The following is a 19,828-nucleotide window of genomic DNA, read 5'->3' as shown; positions in this document are numbered from 1 at the left end:
CGGCCAACCGCAACGGTCGCCGCGCCAGGCACGGTTAATCGATCCGTCAGCATCAACGGCATCGTCGGCGAATCTCTAAGGAGGAAAAGTATGCAAAGCATTTTCGAAGGTCTGCGAGTCGTGGATCTAACCGAGGGGATGCTGTCGATGACGTCCGCAGTGTTGGCGGACTTCGGCGCCGATGTTGTGAAGATCGAAACCGAATCCGGGGACAGCGAGCGCGGACGTCCAGGGTTCAACTTCTGGAACCGCGGTAAACGCAGTCTAATTGCCAACCTCGACTCGGCCTCCGGTCAACGGCGAATCACCGAGCTCGTTGACGACGCGGATGTTTTCATAGAGTCGCTCAGTTCGAGAAGTGAGCAGCTGGGCCTCGATCCCGATTCGACTCGAGCACGAAACCCGCGGCTCGTGCACTGCAGTCTGACCGGCTTCGGTGAAGCGACCACACTCGAGTCGTTCGGGCACAAAGACGAAATCGTAATGGCAAAGGTCGGACGCCTGATGGCCAACGACCCGCTCAGCGGAGCGCACGAAGACATCGATCACCCGATCTACCTCGCGGCTCCCACGAGTACATACGGGTGCGCAACATTGGCGCTGCAGGGAATTGTCTCTTCGCTTTTGCAGCGAGAACGAACAGGACTCGGGCGGGCCGTATCCACCAGTCTCCTCGACGGAGTATCGGCTGCGACGATGCGTTTAGCCTTCGAGCGGCGAGGCGACGACGTCATCCCGGTTCGGTCAAGAGGCGACGGCACAATTCCGATCCTCATGCGCGGAATCCGCCTGTGCTTTCTTGCCGTCGAAACGTCGGACAATCGATACATTCAGATGTGCTGCCGCCAGCCACACCTTTATCGTAACTGGATGAGTTGCATCGGGCTCGGCGACGAACTCGAGACGGACAGATGGAGCGGACTACCTCTCGCGGTCAAGTCACATGCGGACGCCGACGAGTGGGAACAGCGAGTGCGCGAACGGATGCGCACGAAGTCGCAAGCCGAGTGGATGGACATATTCCGCAATCTCGATATCGGGGCAGACCCCTTCTTGACCGAGGACGAGTTTTTGCGGCACCCCCAGTTGGTAGAGAACGACCGGCTCATTACCATCGACGACCCGGAGCTCGGCCCGATCCTGCAGCTCGGCCCGTTGGTGAAAGCCACAGCCACTCCTGCCCACGTTTCGGGTCCCGCCCCGTCGCTGAACTCAGCCCGGGACTGGACGGGCTGGGAGCCGCGATCCGAATCGTTGCAGTCGGCCGAGCCCACCACCCGACTGCCACTCGACGGGTACACCATCTTGGAAGTCGCCTCCTTCCTCGCAGCCCCACTCGGCCCGACACTCCTCGCAGAACTCGGTGCTCGCGTGATCAAGGTCGAGCCGATCGACGGTGACCCATTCAGGAGCAGCGGTTTGGAATTCGTGCATATCGCAAACGGCAAAGAAAGTATCGCGCTCGACTTAAAGACTGACCAAGGCCGGGCGATACTGCACCAGCTGATCGAGCAAAGCGACGCGCTCATCCACAATTTTCGACCAGGCGTACCCGAAAAACTGGGGTTCGGATACGACGAAGCATGCAAAATTCGCCCCGACCTCGTCTACCTCTACGGCGCATCCTATGGGAGCAACGGTCCGGAATCGCACCGCGCGGCATTCCATTCAACTCCGAATGCACTATGCGGCGGCGGCATCCTGCAAGCCGGCAAGTCAAACCCACCGGTGAACGACTCGTACGCAGACCCCTGCTCCGGTCTGGCAACGGGCGTCGCCCTCGCCCTCGGGCTGTTAGCGCGTGAGCGCTACGGCGTTGGACAGTACCTGGAAACCAGCATGCTCGTCAGCGCGGGTTGGGTGCACTCGGCGCGCATGGAGTCATACATCGGCCAGCCCCCACGGCCCCAGCTCACGCAAGACCAGCTCGGGTACAGCGCCTTTCGCAGACTCTATGAATGTGCGGAGGGCTGGATCATGCTCTCCGTCGACGACGCTGACTGGCCATCGCTCATCGCGCTAGTCGGCGCCGACGAGTGGTCCGAAGACCGGAGGTTCAAGGACCCATCGACACGCCTGGAGAACGATCGCATGCTCCAGTGGCTCCTGGAAGACCGCTTCAAAACGAACACGGCAGCAACGTGGGAATCGCTCGGGCAACAGCACGACCTCGCGATCGCATCGGCTGCCGAAAGAACCCTTGAAGAGTTCCTCGTCCATTCCGGACTGCTCGAAAGTGCCGAACACCCAGCCTTCGGAAGCTACTGGCGCCTGCAGCCGCGAGTGCGTGTCACGGGTTCGGAACGCGCACACGGGCTGCCCTGCGAAGTCGGCGAACACACGGACTCGATCCTTTACTCCCTCGGGTACGAGCCGGCGCAGGTCGATGCACTCGAGGCCGCGAAAGTCGTCAAACGAGCAGCGACAGAGCGGCGTCACCCCTTGGGCACAGGGATAGCCCACCTCCAAATGGACGGAACCAGATGACCGGGGAACGTGTGGTGATCGACGGTGGAGGTGCAATCGTGCCACCCCCTCATACGCTCCTCGGTGGTCTCCGCGTAATCGAGGTCGCAATTCTTGCACCGAGTGCGCTCGGTGGGTATCTTGCCGAACTGGGCGCGGAGGTGATCAAGATCGAGTCAGGCGCGGGTGACTACGTGCGGTCGGTGATGCGCAGACCGAATCAGGACGCGTCCGACATGCACCAACTGTGGAACCGAGGCAAGAAGAGCGTCGTGCTCGACCTCGACGAACAGTCGGGCAAGCGAGACTTTCTCGACCTGGTAGCGAGCGCGGATGTAGTGATCGAGGGGCGTCGCCCTGGATACCTCGACCGGAAAGAGCTCGGCTACCAACGCCTCCGCGAGGTCAACCCATCGATCGTCTTCGTGTGTTTGTCCGGTTTCGGGAACACCGGCCCGTATCGTGATCTGCCTAGTCACGGACCGGCTTTCGACGCCTACGCCGGCGTCAACCCGCCAGAGATAGACGATGAAGGCCGGCCGCGAATCCCGCGTCCAGCGCATGTCGGTGTTGGGGTTTACACCGGTGCGCTCCATGCCGGAATCGCTGCCTTGGCGGCCGTTCTGCACGCCCGCGACACGGGATCGGGAACATATCTCGATGTCGCGCAGGCTGATACTGCGGCCTATGCCCGCGCCACAACGGACCTGGCAAAGCTGCGTGGGCGGGCGCTGTCGTCTGAGAATGTCCCGTTTCGGGACGATGAACTGTCAGCCACAGGCGCCGTAGATGATCTCTTTGCCGCGTCGTGCCTGGTCCAGTATTACCGGACGACCGATGGACATATTCTGCTCCAGGCAATGGAACGAAGACTGTTCGAACGGTTCACCGTTGCGGTGCAACGGCCTGAACTCATCAAAGAGTTTCCGACTGACCGTGAGGTCGACTGGCTGTACGGCCGCGACGACGTCCGCGCCGAATTGTCGACGATCTTTGCTAGTGAATCCTCCGCGTACTGGGTCGAACTCGCCCGCGAATATGGATTTCCCTGCACGCCGGTCAATGAGGCAGCGCGCTTGTTGGACGATGAACACTTCGTGGCGAGAGCGAGATGGCTCCCGGACCACGACGGTGCCCCGACGGTCCCAGGCGTGCCCATCCACTCGATCCCCGGACTACCTCTAGTACCTCCCGCGCCGTACCTGGGCGAGCACACCGAGGAAATACTGAACGCACTCCGGGTCCGTGAGCGGTCTCGGTGAACTAATTGGTTTGTGCCAGTGCGGGTTTGACGGCGATACCTCAAATTGTTGCGTCGATCCCTGTTGCACTAAACAATCCACCTGCAGAGGCGGTTCAGCCGAGTATCTCTACCGTGCGGTGGCCGTCCGGACTGCATCCCTATGAGCACAGATAATCTACTTCGTCACTCTGGAGGGTCTTGTGGGAAAACTCGATGGAAAAGTTGCGTTCATTACCGGGGCTGCACGCGGCCAGGGTAGAAACCACGCAATTCGCATGGCGGAGGAAGGCGCCGATATTATCATCGTGGATATATGCAAGCAGATCGACAACGTTCCTTACACGATGCCCTCTGCCGCCGATCTCTCGGACACCGTGCATGCAATCGAGCGTGCCGGTGGCCGAGTAGTGGCCAGGGAGGCCGATGTGCGCGACGTCGCCGAACTCGTGAGCGTGGTCGATGAAGGTGTGCGCCGTTTCGGGCGGCTGGACATTGTGTCTGTGAACGCCGGAGTTTTCGGACCACTGGAGGATGTGCCGGACATTGCGGCGCGGGTCGCGAATTTTCGAATGGTTGTCGATGTCAACCTCACTGGAGCTTTTTGCACCGTTGAGGCAAGTCGTCAAGCTCTTATAGACTCCGGTGGCGGTTCGATAATCGTCACTAGTTCACTAGCCGGAATCCGACCGCTTTCCGCGGGAGGTGGATACTCGGAATCGAAGCATGGCGTGGTCGGCCTGATGCGGTCATACGCACAACAACTCGCACCCTTCAGCATCCGGGTCAACTCGGTCCATCCGACGAATGTAAATACTCCGATGATTATGAATGACGCAGTATCTCGCGCTTTCTGCCCTGGTATCGACGATCCCAGTGAAGATGATGTGAAACGCAGTCTCAGCTTCCTCAACATGCTTCCCGTTCCGTTCGTCGAGTGCGACGATATAACCAACGCCGTGATGTGGCTGGCGTCGGATGAGAGCCGTTACGTGACAGGAGTTACCCTCCCGGTCGACGCGGGCGGAGCGCTCAAGTAGCGGACGCGGTCGATCCTTTGTTTACAATTGCCATCTCCGACAGGCTAGTTGCATGTTCGAAAATCACTGTTCATCGCGCATAAACTTTCGGGAAGAATCAGAAGGGCGGACGAGATCAAGAGTGGGATGGGTTAGGGCGTGTCTCCCAATGATTTGGGATGTTGTGCGGCAGCATGTTTGCTGTGACAGAGGTGACGGATCGATATCAAGTGTTGACCGAGAAGCAGTGGGCGTTGCTTGCGATGCTGTTACCCAGTTCGGATGGGCTGCGGGGGCGGAAGTTCCAGAATAACCGGCTCGTGGTGGAGGGGATGCTCTACCGGCTGCGTACCGGGCTCCCGTGGCGGGATCTACCTGCGCATTTCGGCCCCTGGAAGACGGTGTGGAAGCGGCATCGACGCTACGCCGGGGATGGAACATGGGATCGGGTACTCATGGCCCTGGCCGCGATGGCCGATGCCGGTGGCGACCTGGATTGGGCGGTGTCGGTGGATTCCACCGTGGTGCGGGTGCACCAGCACGGCGCCAACGCCGCGCGTGACACAGGGGGATCTGCCGAATTACACAAATCTGCTTGACGAACCGGTCGATCACGGCATCGGCCGGTCCCGCGGCGGGTTGACCTGCAAAGTTCACCTGGCGTGCGATGGCGACGGACGTCCGTTGTCGGTGCTGGTGGGTCCTGGCCAGGCCGGCGACAGCCCGATGTTCGGCCCACTCCTCGACGGCATCTGCGTGCCGCGCATCGGTGGCGGCGCACCCCGCACGCGCCCGGACGAGGTCCGTGCCGACAAGGCGTACACATCCAAGGCCAATCGAGAACTGCTACGCAGCAAGGGCATCAAGGCGGTCATTCCCGAGAAGTCCGATCAGGTGGCCAACCGCAAGAACAAGGGCAGCGCGGGCGGGCGGCCACCGAACTTCGATGCCGAGTCGTACAAGGGCCGCAACGTGGTGGAAAGGGCCTTCAACAAGGTAAAACAGTGGCGAGCGGTGGCAACCCGGTACGACAAGCTTGCCCTGACTTACCGGGCAGGATTCCTCCTCGCCGGCATCGTCGAATGGCTCAAACTATTGGGAGACATGTCCTAAGCGTCGGGGTTCAACGCACCCTCGAAGAAGAGGCTGCAGAAGGCGTCGATGGTCTGTTTGGCATTGACCTTGCGCGGCCCCGGCTTCAACCACCGGTGGGTCCAGTTGATCATCCCGAACAACGCCTTGGCCATCAGTGGCGTGGGGATGTCACCGCGGAAGGTTCCCTCGGCGACGAGGTCGTCGAGTAAATCGGAGACGATCTTCTCGAACCGCCTGGTTTTCCGGAGCATGTCCTTGGCCCACGGCGTCGACTGGAACTCTAGCTTCGCCATGTCTTCCTGGATGTAGAGGTAGACGTACGGATAGTTGTTCTCGTATGACAGCAGCTGGAGTTCGACGAGGCGGCGGAGTTTCTCCGCGGTGGATAGATCGAGTGCCAGCACGGCCTCCGCAGCCGTGATGTTCTCATCGAGGACGCCGCTGACCACATCGTGGAAGAGCGCCTGAAAGAGCTCTTTCTTGCTGGCGAAGTAGTAGTAGATGGAAGCGCGGTCGGTGCCGAACCGTTCCGCGATGTCGTTCAACGTCGCGGCTTCGTAGCCCTTCTCCTGGAACACGATGGCGGCATCCCGCAACAACTCGCGGCGTTTTGCCTGGTAGTTGGGACTACTTTCGTTCTGCGCGCTACGCCGGCGCCGACTCATCCCGCTGCTGGTAGTCACTGTGGTTCTGGGCACTCATGGAATGGTACGCGTTTCCCGCCCGAACTGCTATCAACGTTGACGTCAATCAACTTCAACGTTGACAGATTTGGCTCCGTCGCATAACGTCGGTACCACCACCGCTTTGGCTGCTACAGCTCCACACTAGTTCCACGAGTGAGGGTCCATGACGTACGACGGCGATTGGTGCGAGGTCGCACCCGTCGGAGACCTCTTGGTCCGCGGTGCCCACCGTCATCCCGATCAGGACCTAATCGTCTTTCCCGACAACCGCTACACCTACGCAGAGGTCCTCGACCGTGCCACCGGTGTTGCCAGGGGCCTGCTCGCGCTCGGCGTGCAGCCCGGTGACCACGTCGGACTCCTCGCCCCGAATGGCATCGAATTCGTGGAGGGTTTCTTCGGCGCCGCCTTGATCGGCAGTGTCGTGGTTCCGCTCAACGCCCGGCACAAGGCAGCCGAGCTCGCGTACATCGTCGAACATGCCGATCTCAAAGTGCTTCTCACGCTGGCAGAGGCCGATGAGTACGTCGACTTCGTGGACCTGATCCACGACGCTATCCCGTCATTGTCGGGGGCGGCGTCTACGTCACGGCTCGCGCTCCCCGAGGCCCCAATGTTGCGGGGCGCCGTGCTCATGCGGGGCGAGGACAAGGCCGGCTTCATCGGGCGATCAGAGTTCGACCATCTCGCCGGCCGTCAGACCTGCGATGACGTGCATCAACAGCGGCTGCGTGTGCGCGTCCGTGACACCGCGGCGATCCTCTATACATCCGGGACCACAGCACACCCCAAGGGCTGCATGCTCTCACATGAGGCGTTGACTCGTGGTCCGGTCGATCGTGCCGCGAAGCGGCTGACGACCGACGGGCGTCATATCAGCTGGGCGGCTGGACCGCTCTTCCACATAGCGGCTCTCGCACCCTTGTTGGGAGCCATTGGGGCGGGCGGTACGTACCTGACCGACATCTACTTCGAGCCCGGGCGGGCACTCGAGCTGATTGCACGCGAACGCCCCACGACCGCCTGGCCGTGGTTCCCCGCCTCGATTCAGGCTCTGATGGATCATCCGAGGTTCGATGCCGAGGAATTCGCCTCTTTGCGCTATTTGTTTCTGATCGGGCCGCACGTTCTCATCGAGCAGGTGCAGCGGATGTTTCCGGCCGCCGAGTTGGTGGCAGCCTGCGGAATGACGGAAACCGCGGGCATCTACGCCCTGAGCGAGCGGTCGGAGACCGTCGCCGACCGATCTGGAGCACAGGGAAAGCCGGCACCGGGGATCGAGGTACGCATCATCGACCCTGATACCGGCGCCGAGCAGCCCACCGACGTGCCCGGGGAGATCCTGGTGCGTGGCTATTGTGTCACCGATGGCTACTACAAGGATCCAGTCAAGACCGCCGAGGCACTCGACGCAGGCCGATGGCTCCACACCGGCGACCTGTACAGCCGCAGGGAGTCCGGCTGTCTGGTCTTCCACGGACGCCTCAAGGACATGCTCAAAGTAGGTGGAGAGAACGTCGCCGCCATCGAGGTCGAAGCTTTTCTCTGCGAGCATCCTGCCGTGAAAACCGCCGCTGTCATCGGACGCCCCGATGAGCGGCTCGACGAGGTTCCAGTGGCATTTGTCGAGATCCGTGCGGGTCACACCCTTCGAGCGGATGACCTGATCGAGTTCTGTCAGGGAAGGATCAGTAATTTCAAGATACCCCGCGCTGTGTACTTCCTTTGCCCCCATGAGTGGCCGATGTCCGCAACCAAGATCAACAAGCGTCAACTGCAGGTTCGTCTCGCGGAACTGACAACCGAAATGGACGCACGGTAGTGGGACTTGCGCCAATCTCCAGTTCAACGTTGGCAATCGCCCATACCGTCCAGCGGCGAGTCTGTCGCACTTTGGCGCCGTCTCGCTAGGTTCCGACGTGTTCGGTTGAGGGACAGCAACGTCGCAGCGACCAGGTTGGGGAATGGAAGTCGGAGAGACTCGTGTGCGATGTTCTCTCCCACAGCATTCCCGCATTCGCCGTCAACTCCACGCTGCCGTGGAGGACGAGCGCCCTGCCGACCTCGGTTTCCTCGACGAAGGGCGGCGTGGTGCGGCGCTCGCGGTGGTTTGCTCACCTATGTAGACGCACCGCGCACACACCTCTGATCGCTGCGCGCGTCTTCTCGGACGTGATGGACCGGTCCGCATCGAGTATCCGTGCGAGTTTGCTGAAGTAGGTTGGTGCATCCATGCCGAATTCCTCGAAAATCAGCCTGCTCGAGCCTCCGCCGTAAGGATGCCAGCGCAGCGCGAATTCCAGCATCTGGCGGTCGAAACGGTCATTGGTGTCTGCGAGCACGTGCGATTTCCGATTCTTCAGATGCATTCTGTATTCAAGCAATGTTTACCCGGGAACGGCGTTTTCGTCTGGCGCGGCGGAGGATTGATGTGCCGGCGAGCAAGCGGCTCGAGTCAGCGCTCGGACATTGCGCACGTCGCTGTCGAGCGCCGCGATCAGCTCTTCTTTCGACGCGAAGGTGGCCTGGCCGCGGATCCAGTGGTCCAGCTGCACGGTGATCTCACGACCGTACAAATCTTCCTGGAAGTCGAGTAGGTGTGCCTCCAGTAGTCGTGGTCCCACGCGCCCATAGAACGTGGATCGTCGCCCGATCGACACGGCCGACATCACAGATCGTCCGTCGGGGAGTGCGCAACGACCAGCCCACACTCCGTCGATGAGTCCCGTGTGGACGTCGTCGTCGACCACCAGATTGGCCGTCGGGAAGCCCAACTCGCGGCCTCGCTGATCACCATGTGCGACAACGCCGCGCACGGAATTGATCGACGTCGAGGTCGATCCGATTGGCGATCTCGTTGTGGGAGCCGCCGCAGGATCGCTGGCCGGATCCAGCACGGCAGCGATCCCGAGATCGCACAGTGCGACGTGGAGCTCTGCTGGTGACGCGAGCAGGCGGGGCGCAGTAATGCCCAGTTCGCGAAGGATCTGAGCGATATCGGCATTTCTGCCGACTCGCTTGCAAGCACGTTGCTCCGGCGTGAGGGTGAAGGAGTCAATGTCGTTCATGTTCCGCTCGACAAGAATTGCGCCGCCACCGTGGCCGGCAACGAACGCGAACATGTCTTGCAGGCCCTGGTCGACAGGGGATGCGTGGGGCGCGTAGTTGGACTCTCGGTACACATGCACCAGCGGGGTGTCGATGGTGTGCGGTTCTCCGATTCGGTAGGCGACATAGTCGGACCCGGTGGCATCGCTGTGGAAGCCGGACGTGCGGAGATCGCCGTACGGTCCAGGGTGGGTCACCGTGAAGGTGGTACGAACATGCAGTTCAACGGCTCGACGATAGAGAATGAGATCGTCGGCGGTCACCCAGTTCAGTTGGTGGGTCTTGGCAAACTGACGGCACTCGTGTGCGCGCGCATTCTGCGTGGGGTCCTTGTCTGAGACCAACGCCGCGAATGCGCCCACCTGCCGAAGTCCTGCCGCCCGATTGAGATCGGTGATCACCTCGGCTGGGCCCGGATGGGCGAGTACACCACCTTCGTCTACGCGATGCGGAACGATATGGCCTGGTCGGGTGAATTGGCGGGCCGTACTCGCGGGGCTGGCCAGCTGCCGGAGAGTGTGCGCTCGATCTGATGCCGAGATTCCGGTGCTGACGCCATCGATTGCGTCGACCGCCACCGTATACCAGCCACCGGATTGCTGACGGTCCGTTCCCGCCATGGGTGGGAGGTCGAGACGGGTGCATTCGCGCCGTGTGACGGCAGCGCAGATGAAGCCAGAGCTGTGCTTGACGAGGAACGCGACGGAAGCCGGCGATGCCTTCTCCGCGGCAAGGAGTAGATATCCATCGCGATCACCGGTCGGGCCGGGCGCAAGCACGATGGGCCGGCCGGCAGCGAGGTCGGAGAGGCTCTGTTGTACCCGCGTCATCGAACTAGCCATATCGGTGGATCTCCATTCTGTTGCTGCCGGCGGTAGAAGGAAATATCGGAGACTGTGCCACTGTCGAAGTAGTGCGCGGATTTCCTTCTGTGACAAGGATCGCAACTTTTCGGAATTGAGTCAACATCAACGTAGATGTTTAGATTGCGGTAGCGGGTTGCGAGTCGTACGGCGAGTCCGGGCTGCCATTCAGGAGAGGGTGCGTGCTCGTCGAAATGGCTGGGCGGTCGCCGACGAGTCGGAGATTGCACTCCCATCTCGCCGCATAAGAAGGTAGTAGGGGTGCTCCGCACAGGCGGTGCGCTTCAGCATGAGGCGGCCAACGGAGGTCGCCGGAAACGAAGGATGCGAACTGTGGAAATTCAGGGAACCGCCGCACTGGTCACCGGAGCGGCCTCGGGCCTCGGTGCCGCCACCGCCAAGCGTCTCGCCGGCGCCGGAGCCACCGTGTTCGGACTCGACCTGCNNCAGTCCATCGAACGCNCCGGCGACAACGTCCCCGACGGTGTCACCCTCCTCGCCACCGACGTCACCAGCGGCGACGAGGTCCAGGCCGCGATCGAGAAGATCGTCGAGTCGGGTGTGCCGCTGCGCATCGTCGTCAACTGCGCCGGCGTCGGCTGGGCCGGACGCATCCTGTCCAAGAAGGGCCCCCACGACCTCGAACTGTTCCGCACCGTCATCACCGTCAACCTGCTCGGCACGTTCAACGTCATGCGCCTCGCCGCCGACGCCATCGCCAAGACCGACACCGTCGACGANTCCGGCCAGCGCGGCGTCGTCATCAACACCGCCTCCGTCGCCGCCTTCGAAGGCCAGATCGGCCAGATCGCCTACTCCGCATCCAAGGGCGGCGTGCACGGCATGACCGTCCCCGCCGCCCGCGACCTCGCCCAGTTCGGCATCCGCGTCAACACCATCGCCCCCGGCATCATCGACACCCCCATGCTCGCCGGCGTCACCGACGAATACCGCAAGGGCCTCGAAGCCGGCGTCCCGTTCCCCTCCCGCCTCGGACAGCCCGCCGANTACGCACAACTCGCCCAGATGATCGTCGAACACGACTACCTCAACGGTGAGACCNTNCGTATGGACGGCGCCCTGCGCATGGCGCCGCGGTAGTGCGAACGGCGCTGCCATGCTGTGGGTTCCAATTCATCCATGCTCACTCTGGGCGCGCTCTACAACCCATGCCGCGATCTGAGTCCTCGACGTGAAACCGAGTTTGGTGAGGATGTTTTCCACGTGTCCTTGCGCGGTTCGCAGGGATATTACGAGTTGAGTGGCGATGGCCTTGTTGGTCAGGCCTTGGGAGACTAGGTCGGCGACTTGACGCTCGCGCTTTGTCAAGCTTGTCGTGTCGTGGTCGGCGCGCGGCGACGCGGGCGGGGTGTGTTCGCTCAGGGCAAAGGCGACGGCTTCTTCGAAGTTCATGGTCGTCCCCTTCCGGTATGCCGCTTCAATCGCTTGTGCGCCGAGTGCCGCGTGGATCTGCCGTTCGCTGTGCTCATGGTGGGGGAGCAGGTTGTCGAACAGCATCGGGGAACTCCCGACGGATCGGCCCAATGCCTCGGCTGCGGCCAGGAGGACCGCTGCACGTTGCGTGTTGCCCTCGCCGGCGGCGATCCATGCCTGCGTCTCGAGGGCCACGGCGGCAGTGAGAGGTTCGTCCAAAAGTCGGGTCAGGCGAATGCACTGCTTCAGCAATCGATCTGCTCGACCGGGTTCGCCCTGCTGGAAGACCGCCACCGCCATGGCCCATAGCGAGTACGACCGTAGGACTGATTCGCCATGGGCTTCGGTAGTGTCGAGCACTTGCTGTTGGCAGTCGATGGCACGGGGAACGTCGCCCTGCAATTCGTACGCCAGACCGAGCATCAAGCGGATCCATACCTGATCTGCTAGGTTGCTGCGGGCGCCGAACACCTCGAGGGCTTCCTCAAGGCGGGTGCAGGCACGGGGTACATCGCCGCTGTAGAGGGCCAGGAGTCCGTCGGCGTGGGCGACGCGCGCGTGGACTACGGGGTCCGCCATTTGCTCGGCAAGGGCGTGCGCCTCGTCGACGCGCGCTGCTCCGGCGGAGATTTCGCCCTGCAGTTCGGCCAGGATGCTGTCGGCGTACAGCGCGTCGACTCGTGCGGCGGTCGGCTGCTCCGGCAGACAAGCAAGGGCGCGGCTCAGCCAATGCCGCCCCTCGCTGAGTAGGCTGCGCGAGAGCCAAAACTGGAACAGGGAGGCGGCGATTCGCAGTCCTGCCGTGTCACCGTCGGGGTCGGATATCCGACATTCTGACAGGGAGTACTCCATCGCGCCACGCAGATTCGCCTGTTCCTGCTCGAGTCGTCCGATCCACTCCCGTTGGCGGGGGCTGATCCACTCAGCCTCTGCCTGTAAAACCAACTGCTGGTACCAATCCAGATGGCGGCGGCGTAATTCGGGATGCTCCCCGGACTGCTCGGACTTTTCCCGGCCGTAGTCTCGCAATGTCTCGAGCATCCGGAACCGCACCACCGTGCCTGCGTCTTCTCGGATCAGGATCGACTTGTCGACTAGCGAGGTCACCGCATCGAGCAGATCACCCGCGGCGAGATCCGTGGCGCACACGTCCTCGGCCGCGTCGAGTTCGAAGCTGCCTGCGAACACCGACAGTCGGGCCCACAGCTGCTGCTCCTGCGGCGTGCACAGGTCGTGACTCCAGTCGATGGACAGTCGTAGCGTTTGCTGGCGTGTTGGTGCGCCGCGACTGCCGCGTGTGAGCAGCGTGTAGCGGTCGGTGAGCCGCTCGAGGATCTGCTCGGGCGACATCGCCCGTAATCGTGCCGCCGCCAACTCGATCGACAGGGGCAGGCCGTCCAGTTGTTGGCAGATCAGCGACACCGCGCCGCGATTGTCCTCGGTGAGTTCGAACCCTGGTACCGCGGTGGAGGCCCGATCCACGAACAAGGTCACCGCATCGTACTGAGGGAGCCCGCGCAGGATCGGCGTCCGTTCGGAGGCGGGGACCGCCAGTGGCGGCACGCGGAGCACCGCCTCGCCACCGAGGGCGAGGGCTTCGCGGCTGGTGGTCAGAACCCGCAGCTCTGGGCAGGTGTGCAGCAGCCTCTCAGTCAGGGCGGCGGCCGCATCCACTACGTGCTCGCAGTTGTCGAGAATGAGCAGCAGGTGCTTCGGCGTGAGGAACGCCGCCACGACGTCGTCGAGTCGGCGGGTGGACCGATCCCGCACTCCGAGAGCGGCAGCTACCACACCCACGACCAACGACTCATCCTGCAACTCACCCAGCTCGACCCACCGAACCCCGTCGGCAAACCCTCTCCGGGCATCAGCGGCCACCCGTAGGGCGAGACGTGTCTTGCCGACACCACCGATGCCGGTCAACGTCACCAAACGAGACGCCGACAGCATGCTCTTCGCCTCGGCCAGCTCGTTACGGCGACCAACGAAATTGGTGAGCGTGAGAGGCAAGTCTCCCACCGACACTCGCACGGCGGGTGACGATGTGTGGCGAGCCGGCCTGGACTCGGCAGGTTGAGGGGCAGTACTCGCCAAGTCCAGATCGTGGGCTGCAGCGCCGGCGTCGCCGGACAAGGCCATCTCGTCGACAGGGAACCCGTAGAGGTGTTGAATTTGGCGCAGTTCGTCACCGAATGCGGCGGCAGTAGGGGGGCGGGTTTCCGGGTCTGCAGCCATCGCGCGCTCGATGACCTCGCTGACCTCGTCTGGGATGCCCTGCTCGCGTAGGTCCGGTACCGGCTGGGTGGTGATCCGCAGAAACTGGGCGATTACCTGCTCACCACTGCGGCGCTCGAATGCCGCATGCCCGGTGATGGCGCTGAACACGGTGGCGCCGAGGCTGTAGACATCCGAGGATTCGGTAGGGGGGTCGCCGCTGAGAACCTCGGGTGCGGTGAAGGCCGGCGAGCCGGTCACGGTGCCCGTGGCGGTCTGGAAGCCGCCGGAAACGTGGGCAATGCCAAAATCGGTCAGCGCCGGCTCGTCGAAATTGGTGAGCAGGATGTTCGCAGGCTTCACGTCCCGGTGCAGGATGCCCTCCCGGTGCGCGGACTCCACCGCCGCTGCTATTTTTACCCCTACCCGGAGAGCGTCCTCCAGCGGTAGCGGGCCATTGCGGCGAATCCGTGCCTCGAGGGAGTCCTTCCGGTGGTATGGCATCACGATGTAGGGACGGCCGGTGCCCGTGACGCCGACGTGCAGAGCTGTAACAATGTTCGGGTGACCGGTCAGGCGGCCCATTGCTCGTTGTTCACGGAAGAACCGGGCCCGATTCTCCTCGTCCAGGTCGGCTTCGAGGATCTTGACTGCCACGGTGCGGTCCAGCGACGGCTGCAGGCATCGATAGACAACACCGAATCCACCCCGTCCGATTTCGTGAGCATCTTCGAAGCCGGCCGCGATCAGCTCCTCCGTCACCGACAGAGTCACTGCTCTCTCCGTCTCGAAGGGATCATCAGCGGCCATGAGAGAGTCCTCTCACCGTCCGGGACAGCGTCGAGCGCAGAACCTGATCGGTACGGGTCTAGAGGACTCAAACACGCTAATCACCTCAGAAGGTTGTTCCTTCAGGATATCGATTCTCGAGGGTTGCGATGGGCTTCTCAAACGATGCGCGATACAGACCGATCGGTCTGCGCCGCGAAATTACTCCGGTGTCGACATTGAGGTGTTCACGCATCGAGTGTGCAATGTCTGCTCGCGACAATGGAGTCCCTTTACCAGCGAGGTCGGGCTTCACGATCCTGACCGCATCGACATGTTGCATCGAGATCTGGGTGGCAGATCACAACCACGTCCAGGTCAGTTCGGTTCCAGCGTCCTGTTGATGCCTCGGTTCTCTCCAGTGCCTTGTGCCAAGGAGCTGCCATTGGGCCCGGGTCAACTTGATCGGGTCGCGGGCGAACCGATCAAGACAAGTGTCTACCCAGAGCGGGAACGTCGGCGAGGGTCCGCAGCAAGTCGTTGAGATGCGTGCACGACGCCGTCCCTGAAATCAACGACGGTATCGTCCGCCGGGCGTCGGATGCTGGTATACCGATGATGTTCTGCGCCGCCGCGGCCGCCACAGGACACTCGAGATAAGGCAAGACCCTCGGCGTGGCGATCGCTTCGACTATTTCGTCTGTGGCGGAATCGACTATCGCCCGTAAGTCGTATTCGTGAATCACAGTCTCTGTCCCGGTTCCGTCGGTGTGGCTGTCGCGGAACGACGCGTCGACCCTCCATCCTCGGATGTCTCTGATGACATCGGTTCGTCGTACCCGGCGAACTGCGTGGTGGTCTAACGACGGAACCCGATGCGATGCTGCTGCGTCCTGGTCCTCGAGCGCCGGCACTACAGGTCCGTGTGGAATCGGGATCGTCCCAGACTGAGCAAGCTCGAGATCGACGGTCCCGCCTCGGCGCCATCCCATGCACACGCCGATGCGGTCGAGGTTGGGTTGCTCGCGAACCTGGGCGTCCGTGACTGTAGTGGAATAGCCGGACACGATCAGGGCGACCGGAAGGTCGTCGAGGAGCTGAGCGGTGATCGAGCCGGGTTGTGCTACAGCGGATTCGGCAACCGCTTTCCGGAATCCTCGACGCAGACCTGTTCCCACGAGTCGATGGACCTCCGGCGACGAGTGCGGCACCACTACGGAATCGACGATCCCGTCGAGCTTCGACATCGTGATGGTGAACGATGTTTCGGAAATCGTTTCATGACCGTCTCGACCAGTGAGGAGATCGCGTCCCCTGCACGTGAACTGAACGTGATCGGGCGGGTCTTGAACATGGAGGACATCGATGCTCGTTGTGCGCCGAATCGAGCCCTCGGCTCGCGGTGGTGGCGCTGCCCGCGGGTGCCCCTCAGTAGCAATTCCGGTGGGCAGCATTTTTACTCCTCGGTGGGTAATGCGTCGGACGGAGTCGATCGATCGACTGCTCGGTAGGTGTCGACCGTAGCGTCAGAGGGATGGGTCGATGACTGCCTTGATGACCGTTCCGGTGCGGATCGCGTCCAACGCCGCGCCTGCATCGTCGATGGAGAATCGGTGGGTGACCAGGCTCGACAACGGCACGGTGTCCTGACACCGTGCGACCAGCTGCACGGTGCTGTAGTAGTGCTTGGGTTTCGGGAATGTTGCCCCATTGATCTGGACATTCTTTGTGGTGAGCAGTCGAGGCGACACGGGGATCGTTCCCATCGCACCCCAGAGCCCGAGGACGATGTAACGGCCGTGTTGCCCGACGAGGTCGATACCTTCGGGGAAGGCATCGAGGATTCCCGCCGCCTCGACGACTACATCGGGCCCGGACGGCCCGGTCAGGGCATAGATGTCTTCGATGCGTTGCTCGGCGGACGACTCCGTAAGAGAAACTGTCGCTGTCGCGCCGAGGCCTCGTGCAGTCTCCAGACGCTTTTCGTTTCCGTCGATCACGATGATTTCGCCGGCCCCGGACAATGATGCGACCAACACCGCCGACAGCCCCACCGGGCCTGCGCCCTGAATGATCACGGATTGGTTGTACCGCAACCCACCTGCCTGCTCGAACCCGCGCAGCGCTGTCGGCAATGCGCAACCCAAAGCGGCCAGGGCTTCCGGTTCGACATGATTGGGTACACGAAAGAAGGCCATCCCGGGCGGCAGCCAGGCGAAGTCTGCGTAACTGCCCCAGTTGGGTAGGTCTGCCTTCTCGAAGAACCGAGAATTCTCGCACGGAGTGTTGTCGAGGATCGTGCACGAATAACATCTGTGGCACAGAGCGATCGGCGCCCAGTACACCACATCACCCGCTTCAACCGGTACGCCGGCGTAATCCGTGGTGATGTCGGCGCCGAGCTTTTCGATCCTGCCGACGCCCTCATGGCCGAGGATGATCGGGAATGGCATCACACCGGCATCACCGGTAACGATGTGGGCGTCGCTGCCGCACACTCCGCCGACCACAACACGGACCAGCACCCCTGTCGGTGCGGGCTCGGGAACATTGACTTCCCAGGTCTCGACATTATCGGGGCCGACGAGGACAGCCGCTCGGGCGGTGGACATGATGGGCTCGCTTTCTCGCGGAGAATGATGCAGTGGCGGCGCAGCGTGACCGAAACGGCTCGGAACATCGCGCTGCGCATGGTGAGGTCTCGAGTTCCGCGAGCGGGCGTGGGCGGCTGATCAACGATGCGGTATTTGCAGCCCAACCTCACCATGATCGGCGACAGGATACGACCTCATTCGAGCGGTTCAGCAGTGGCGAAGCCGCCGTATCGGCCCTGGAAGAAGATGAGCGGTGACTCGGGAGTGTCGAGTTCGAGGTGGTGCACGCGGCCGACGACGATGTGGTGATCCCCCGCGTCGTGCACGTCGGTTATCTCGCAGTCGATCCACGCCAGGGAGCCTAGAATTCGGGGCATTCCCGAGGGTGTCGGAGCCCAGTCGACGTCGGTGAACTTGTCGTCGCCCTTGCGGGACAGGTTGCGGCACACATGCTGTTGGTCCGCTCTCAGTACGTTCGCACAGAACCGCTTGGCGGCACGAATTTTCGGAAATGTGGACGACGACTTGTCCGGAAGAAAGCCCACCAGAGGTGGATTCAGCGAAACCGAGGTGAACGATCCCACTGCCATACCGACGGGGCGCCCCTCGATGTCTGCTGCTGTCACCGCAACCACTCCTGTAGGGAAGTGACCGAGGATGTCGCGGAACTGTCGAGGATCGATCACACGGTCGTCGTCCAAGACCGACGAAGCCTTCGAGTTCATTGCGTGCTTTCCAATCGTCCTTTGATCGTCAACGCTGCGTCCGCACACGGTGACTGTGAGGATGTGGATGCAACTTTGCCGTCGACCCACCTGGGTGTGATATGCGTCGCCTCTCTGCAGCTTGCCGGAACCGTCAGGCTTGTGTCAACCCCATTGTTGATAAAATCCACACTCATGTAGATGGAGTCGATGTGCTTGCGGCCGGCTGTGATCACCACGGTGCTCGTTGCAGCGCAGACATATACACAACTCGGGAAACCGGCGGTCGCGATTTCCCGAGTTGTGCGATCATGGATTCCGTCTTGCGCCCGAGGCCGCCCTTCCCTCGAGGCCCGTTCTCGCAGTCGATCGCGCGGGTAGGGCGGGCCGAGCAGTCGTCAGCTGACGGCCACGGTTTCGTGAGCGCCCTCGACGGGGATGTGCGGAACAACTTCCGTCGCGAAAAGGCGGAGAGACTCCACCCAGGGCGCGGGGTCGTCCAGGGCGTCGTGGGTGTTGACGGCAATCTGGCCGTATCTGAAACCTGCCAGGTCGAAGGTCTTCTCGATCTTGGCGATAACCGTTTCGGGGCTTCCGCAGAGCCAGACATGGTCTGCAAGGTAGTCCAAGTCGACATCATTGATATCGATCTTTTGATCGGCGTCGTCGATGAATCCCTGCAGAATCCGGTACTTCTGGTACACCGGCATCATATACTTCTTCCAGGCATACCCGATCGCCCCGTTCTTTGCCTTTTCTTTCGCCTCTTCGTCTGTTCTGGCGACGTACACATCACGTGCGATCTTGAATTTGGATCCCTGCGCCGTGGCACCGACGGATTGGCACGCATCCGAGTACGTCTTCCACTGAGACCTCAGCAGCTCCGACCCGCCATAGAAGGAAATTGGGGTCCAGCCGCGTTCGCCGGCGAGTCGATGTGACGGTGAGTTCTTACTCAGACCGGTCACTGCGATCTCGAGGCCATCTGCGCCACCATGAGGGGAATGGTCGGCGGTCAGGTGGTACTCCTCGCCTTCCCTGGTTTTGAACGAGCCGTGCGATGCGACGCTACCCGGGTCGATCTGGGCGTCGAGCCGCGATGCCTTGTAGTACTTGCCTTCGAAGTCGAACGGCTCCTGACGCCAGACCTTGTCCATCACCTCGAGCCCTTCCATCAGTCGCGGATGGGCTTCGGACAGGTCGCCTGGCTGGCCCCGAAGGACGGCCTCATTCTCCCACGAGCCGGCACCGACGCCGAGGAAGTAGCGGTCTTCGAGCAACTGCGAGGTATAGCCGACCTGTACGGCGAGGGTTGACGGGTTGTGTAGCGGCACGATGTGCGCCATAGGGGCGAAACGCATCCGCTCAGTGATCTGCGCAGCAGCGACGATCAAAAGCTCAGGATTGGGAATGTTCTCCCACGCCTGCATGCCGTGCTCCCCGACCATGAAGTCGCGGTAGCCGAACTTGTCGGCTGCAGCCGCAAGCAACAGTGAGTAATCGAAGGTTTCCTTGTCCTTGCGTCCCGGGCGCATGTAGGGGGTGTGAAAGATTCCGCATTCCATGTTTGTTCTCCTAGTATTTCGCCATGATGTGTGAGCATTTGCAGTGTGGTATTGAAAGGTCCGTGCTGTCTG

General features: G+C 62.0%; 14 protein-coding genes. 6 read left to right on the top strand and 8 right to left on the bottom strand.

The genetic code is table 11. The annotated features are described in order from the left end of the window. Window positions 1–90 precede the first annotated feature (90 nt). From CA951_RS29655 to CA951_RS29640, 4 genes are all read left to right on the top strand, one after another. Window positions 91–2,487 (top strand): CoA transferase, encoded by a 2,397-nt coding sequence (locus CA951_RS29655; protein ID WP_087560244.1) that lies wholly within the window; start codon window positions 91–93, stop codon window positions 2,485–2,487. Then, the gene (locus tag CA951_RS29650) at window positions 2,484–3,728 is read left to right on the top strand and encodes a CaiB/BaiF CoA-transferase family protein (RefSeq protein ID WP_087560243.1); all 1,245 of its coding nucleotides are present in this window, start codon (window positions 2,484–2,486) and stop codon (window positions 3,726–3,728) included. The genes CA951_RS29655 and CA951_RS29650 overlap by 4 nt, the downstream gene beginning before the upstream one ends. 181 nt (window positions 3,729–3,909) lie before the next feature. Then, window positions 3,910–4,746, top strand: a complete 837-nt coding sequence (locus CA951_RS29645) for a mycofactocin-coupled SDR family oxidoreductase (RefSeq protein ID WP_087560242.1) — start codon at window positions 3,910–3,912, stop codon at window positions 4,744–4,746. 173 nt (window positions 4,747–4,919) lie between these two features. Continuing rightward, window positions 4,920–5,838 (top strand): IS5 family transposase gene (locus tag CA951_RS29640; RefSeq protein WP_256973187.1). Its coding sequence is split into 2 segments (ribosomal slippage): window positions 4,920–5,279 and window positions 5,281–5,838, totalling 918 coding nucleotides; the frame shifts between segments, so codons are not numbered across the junction. Here the strand turns inward: CA951_RS29640 and CA951_RS29635 are convergent. Further along, window positions 5,835–6,518: a TetR/AcrR family transcriptional regulator gene (locus CA951_RS29635; protein ID WP_256974139.1), complete on the bottom strand. Its 684-nt coding sequence runs from the start codon at window positions 6,516–6,518 to the stop codon at window positions 5,835–5,837. The two genes, CA951_RS29640 and CA951_RS29635, sit on opposite strands and share 4 nt — an antisense overlap. A gap of 151 nt (window positions 6,519–6,669) precedes the next feature. Between CA951_RS29635 and CA951_RS29630 the strand changes: the two genes are divergently transcribed. Then, the gene (locus tag CA951_RS29630; protein WP_087560240.1) at window positions 6,670–8,328 is read left to right on the top strand and encodes a class I adenylate-forming enzyme family protein; all 1,659 of its coding nucleotides are present in this window, start codon (window positions 6,670–6,672) and stop codon (window positions 8,326–8,328) included. 292 nt (window positions 8,329–8,620) lie between these two features. Here the strand turns inward: CA951_RS29630 and CA951_RS29625 are convergent, their stop codons facing one another. Beyond that, window positions 8,621–8,848, bottom strand: coding sequence for a DUF3263 domain-containing protein (locus tag CA951_RS29625; protein WP_179220347.1), 228 nt, complete (start codon window positions 8,846–8,848; stop codon window positions 8,621–8,623). A 45-nt stretch (window positions 8,849–8,893) separates the two neighbouring features. Further along, the gene (locus tag CA951_RS29620) at window positions 8,894–10,444 is read right to left on the bottom strand and encodes a 3,4-dihydroxy-2-butanone-4-phosphate synthase (RefSeq protein WP_179220346.1); all 1,551 of its coding nucleotides are present in this window, start codon (window positions 10,442–10,444) and stop codon (window positions 8,894–8,896) included. 366 nt (window positions 10,445–10,810) lie between these two features. Between CA951_RS29620 and CA951_RS29615 the strand changes: the two genes are divergently transcribed. Then, window positions 10,811–11,578: an SDR family NAD(P)-dependent oxidoreductase gene (locus CA951_RS29615; RefSeq protein WP_087560237.1), complete on the top strand. Its 768-nt coding sequence runs from the start codon at window positions 10,811–10,813 to the stop codon at window positions 11,576–11,578. A gap of 33 nt (window positions 11,579–11,611) precedes the next feature. Here the strand turns inward: CA951_RS29615 and CA951_RS29610 are convergent, their stop codons facing one another. The 5 genes from CA951_RS29610 to CA951_RS29590 all read right to left on the bottom strand — a co-directional run bounded on the left by CA951_RS29610 (window position 11,612) and on the right by CA951_RS29590 (window position 19,756). Beyond that, window positions 11,612–14,935 (bottom strand): protein kinase, encoded by a 3,324-nt coding sequence (locus tag CA951_RS29610; RefSeq protein ID WP_087560236.1) that lies wholly within the window; start codon window positions 14,933–14,935, stop codon window positions 11,612–11,614. A 443-nt stretch (window positions 14,936–15,378) separates the two neighbouring features. Next, window positions 15,379–16,140, bottom strand: coding sequence for a DUF2889 domain-containing protein (locus tag CA951_RS29605; protein WP_179220345.1), 762 nt, complete (start codon window positions 16,138–16,140; stop codon window positions 15,379–15,381). A gap of 279 nt (window positions 16,141–16,419) precedes the next feature. Beyond that, window positions 16,420–17,505 (bottom strand): zinc-binding dehydrogenase, encoded by a 1,086-nt coding sequence (locus CA951_RS29600; RefSeq protein ID WP_087560234.1) that lies wholly within the window; start codon window positions 17,503–17,505, stop codon window positions 16,420–16,422. Between the two features lie 176 nt (window positions 17,506–17,681). Then, on the bottom strand, window positions 17,682–18,212 hold the full coding sequence (locus tag CA951_RS29595) for a flavin reductase family protein (RefSeq protein ID WP_087560233.1): 531 nt from the start codon (window positions 18,210–18,212) through the stop codon (window positions 17,682–17,684). 377 nt (window positions 18,213–18,589) lie between these two features. Then, window positions 18,590–19,756 (bottom strand): LLM class flavin-dependent oxidoreductase, encoded by a 1,167-nt coding sequence (locus CA951_RS29590; protein WP_087560232.1) that lies wholly within the window; start codon window positions 19,754–19,756, stop codon window positions 18,590–18,592. Window positions 19,757–19,828: the final 72 nt, after the last annotated feature.

Source organism: Rhodococcus sp. NCIMB 12038 (genome assembly GCF_002165735.1).
Lineage (GTDB): Bacteria > Actinomycetota > Actinomycetes > Mycobacteriales > Mycobacteriaceae > Rhodococcus_F.
Note: the sequence above shows the minus strand (reverse complement) of the source record. Positions and strands in the feature narration are given on the sequence as shown.

Excerpts from the sequence above, each read along its gene's own strand:
- CA951_RS29600 (WP_087560234.1), bottom strand. The coding sequence starts at position 17,505 with ATGTCCACCGCCCGAGCGGCTGTCCTCGTCGGCCCCGATAATGTCGAG.
- CA951_RS29620 (WP_179220346.1), bottom strand. The coding sequence starts at position 10,444 with ATGACGCGGGTACAACAGAGCCTCTCCGACCTCGCTGCCGGCCGGCCC.
- CA951_RS29595 (WP_087560233.1), bottom strand. The coding sequence starts at position 18,212 with ATGAACTCGAAGGCTTCGTCGGTCTTGGACGACGACCGTGTGATCGAT.
- CA951_RS29630 (WP_087560240.1), top strand. The coding sequence starts at position 6,670 with ATGACGTACGACGGCGATTGGTGCGAGGTCGCACCCGTCGGAGACCTC.
- CA951_RS29610 (WP_087560236.1), bottom strand. The coding sequence starts at position 14,935 with ATGGCCGCTGATGATCCCTTCGAGACGGAGAGAGCAGTGACTCTGTCG.
- CA951_RS29605 (WP_179220345.1), bottom strand. The coding sequence starts at position 16,140 with ATGTCGAAGCTCGACGGGATCGTCGATTCCGTAGTGGTGCCGCACTCG.
- CA951_RS29655 (WP_087560244.1), top strand. The coding sequence starts at position 91 with ATGCAAAGCATTTTCGAAGGTCTGCGAGTCGTGGATCTAACCGAGGGG.
- CA951_RS29650 (WP_087560243.1), top strand. The coding sequence starts at position 2,484 with ATGACCGGGGAACGTGTGGTGATCGACGGTGGAGGTGCAATCGTGCCA.
- CA951_RS29590 (WP_087560232.1), bottom strand. The coding sequence starts at position 19,756 with ATGGAATGCGGAATCTTTCACACCCCCTACATGCGCCCGGGACGCAAG.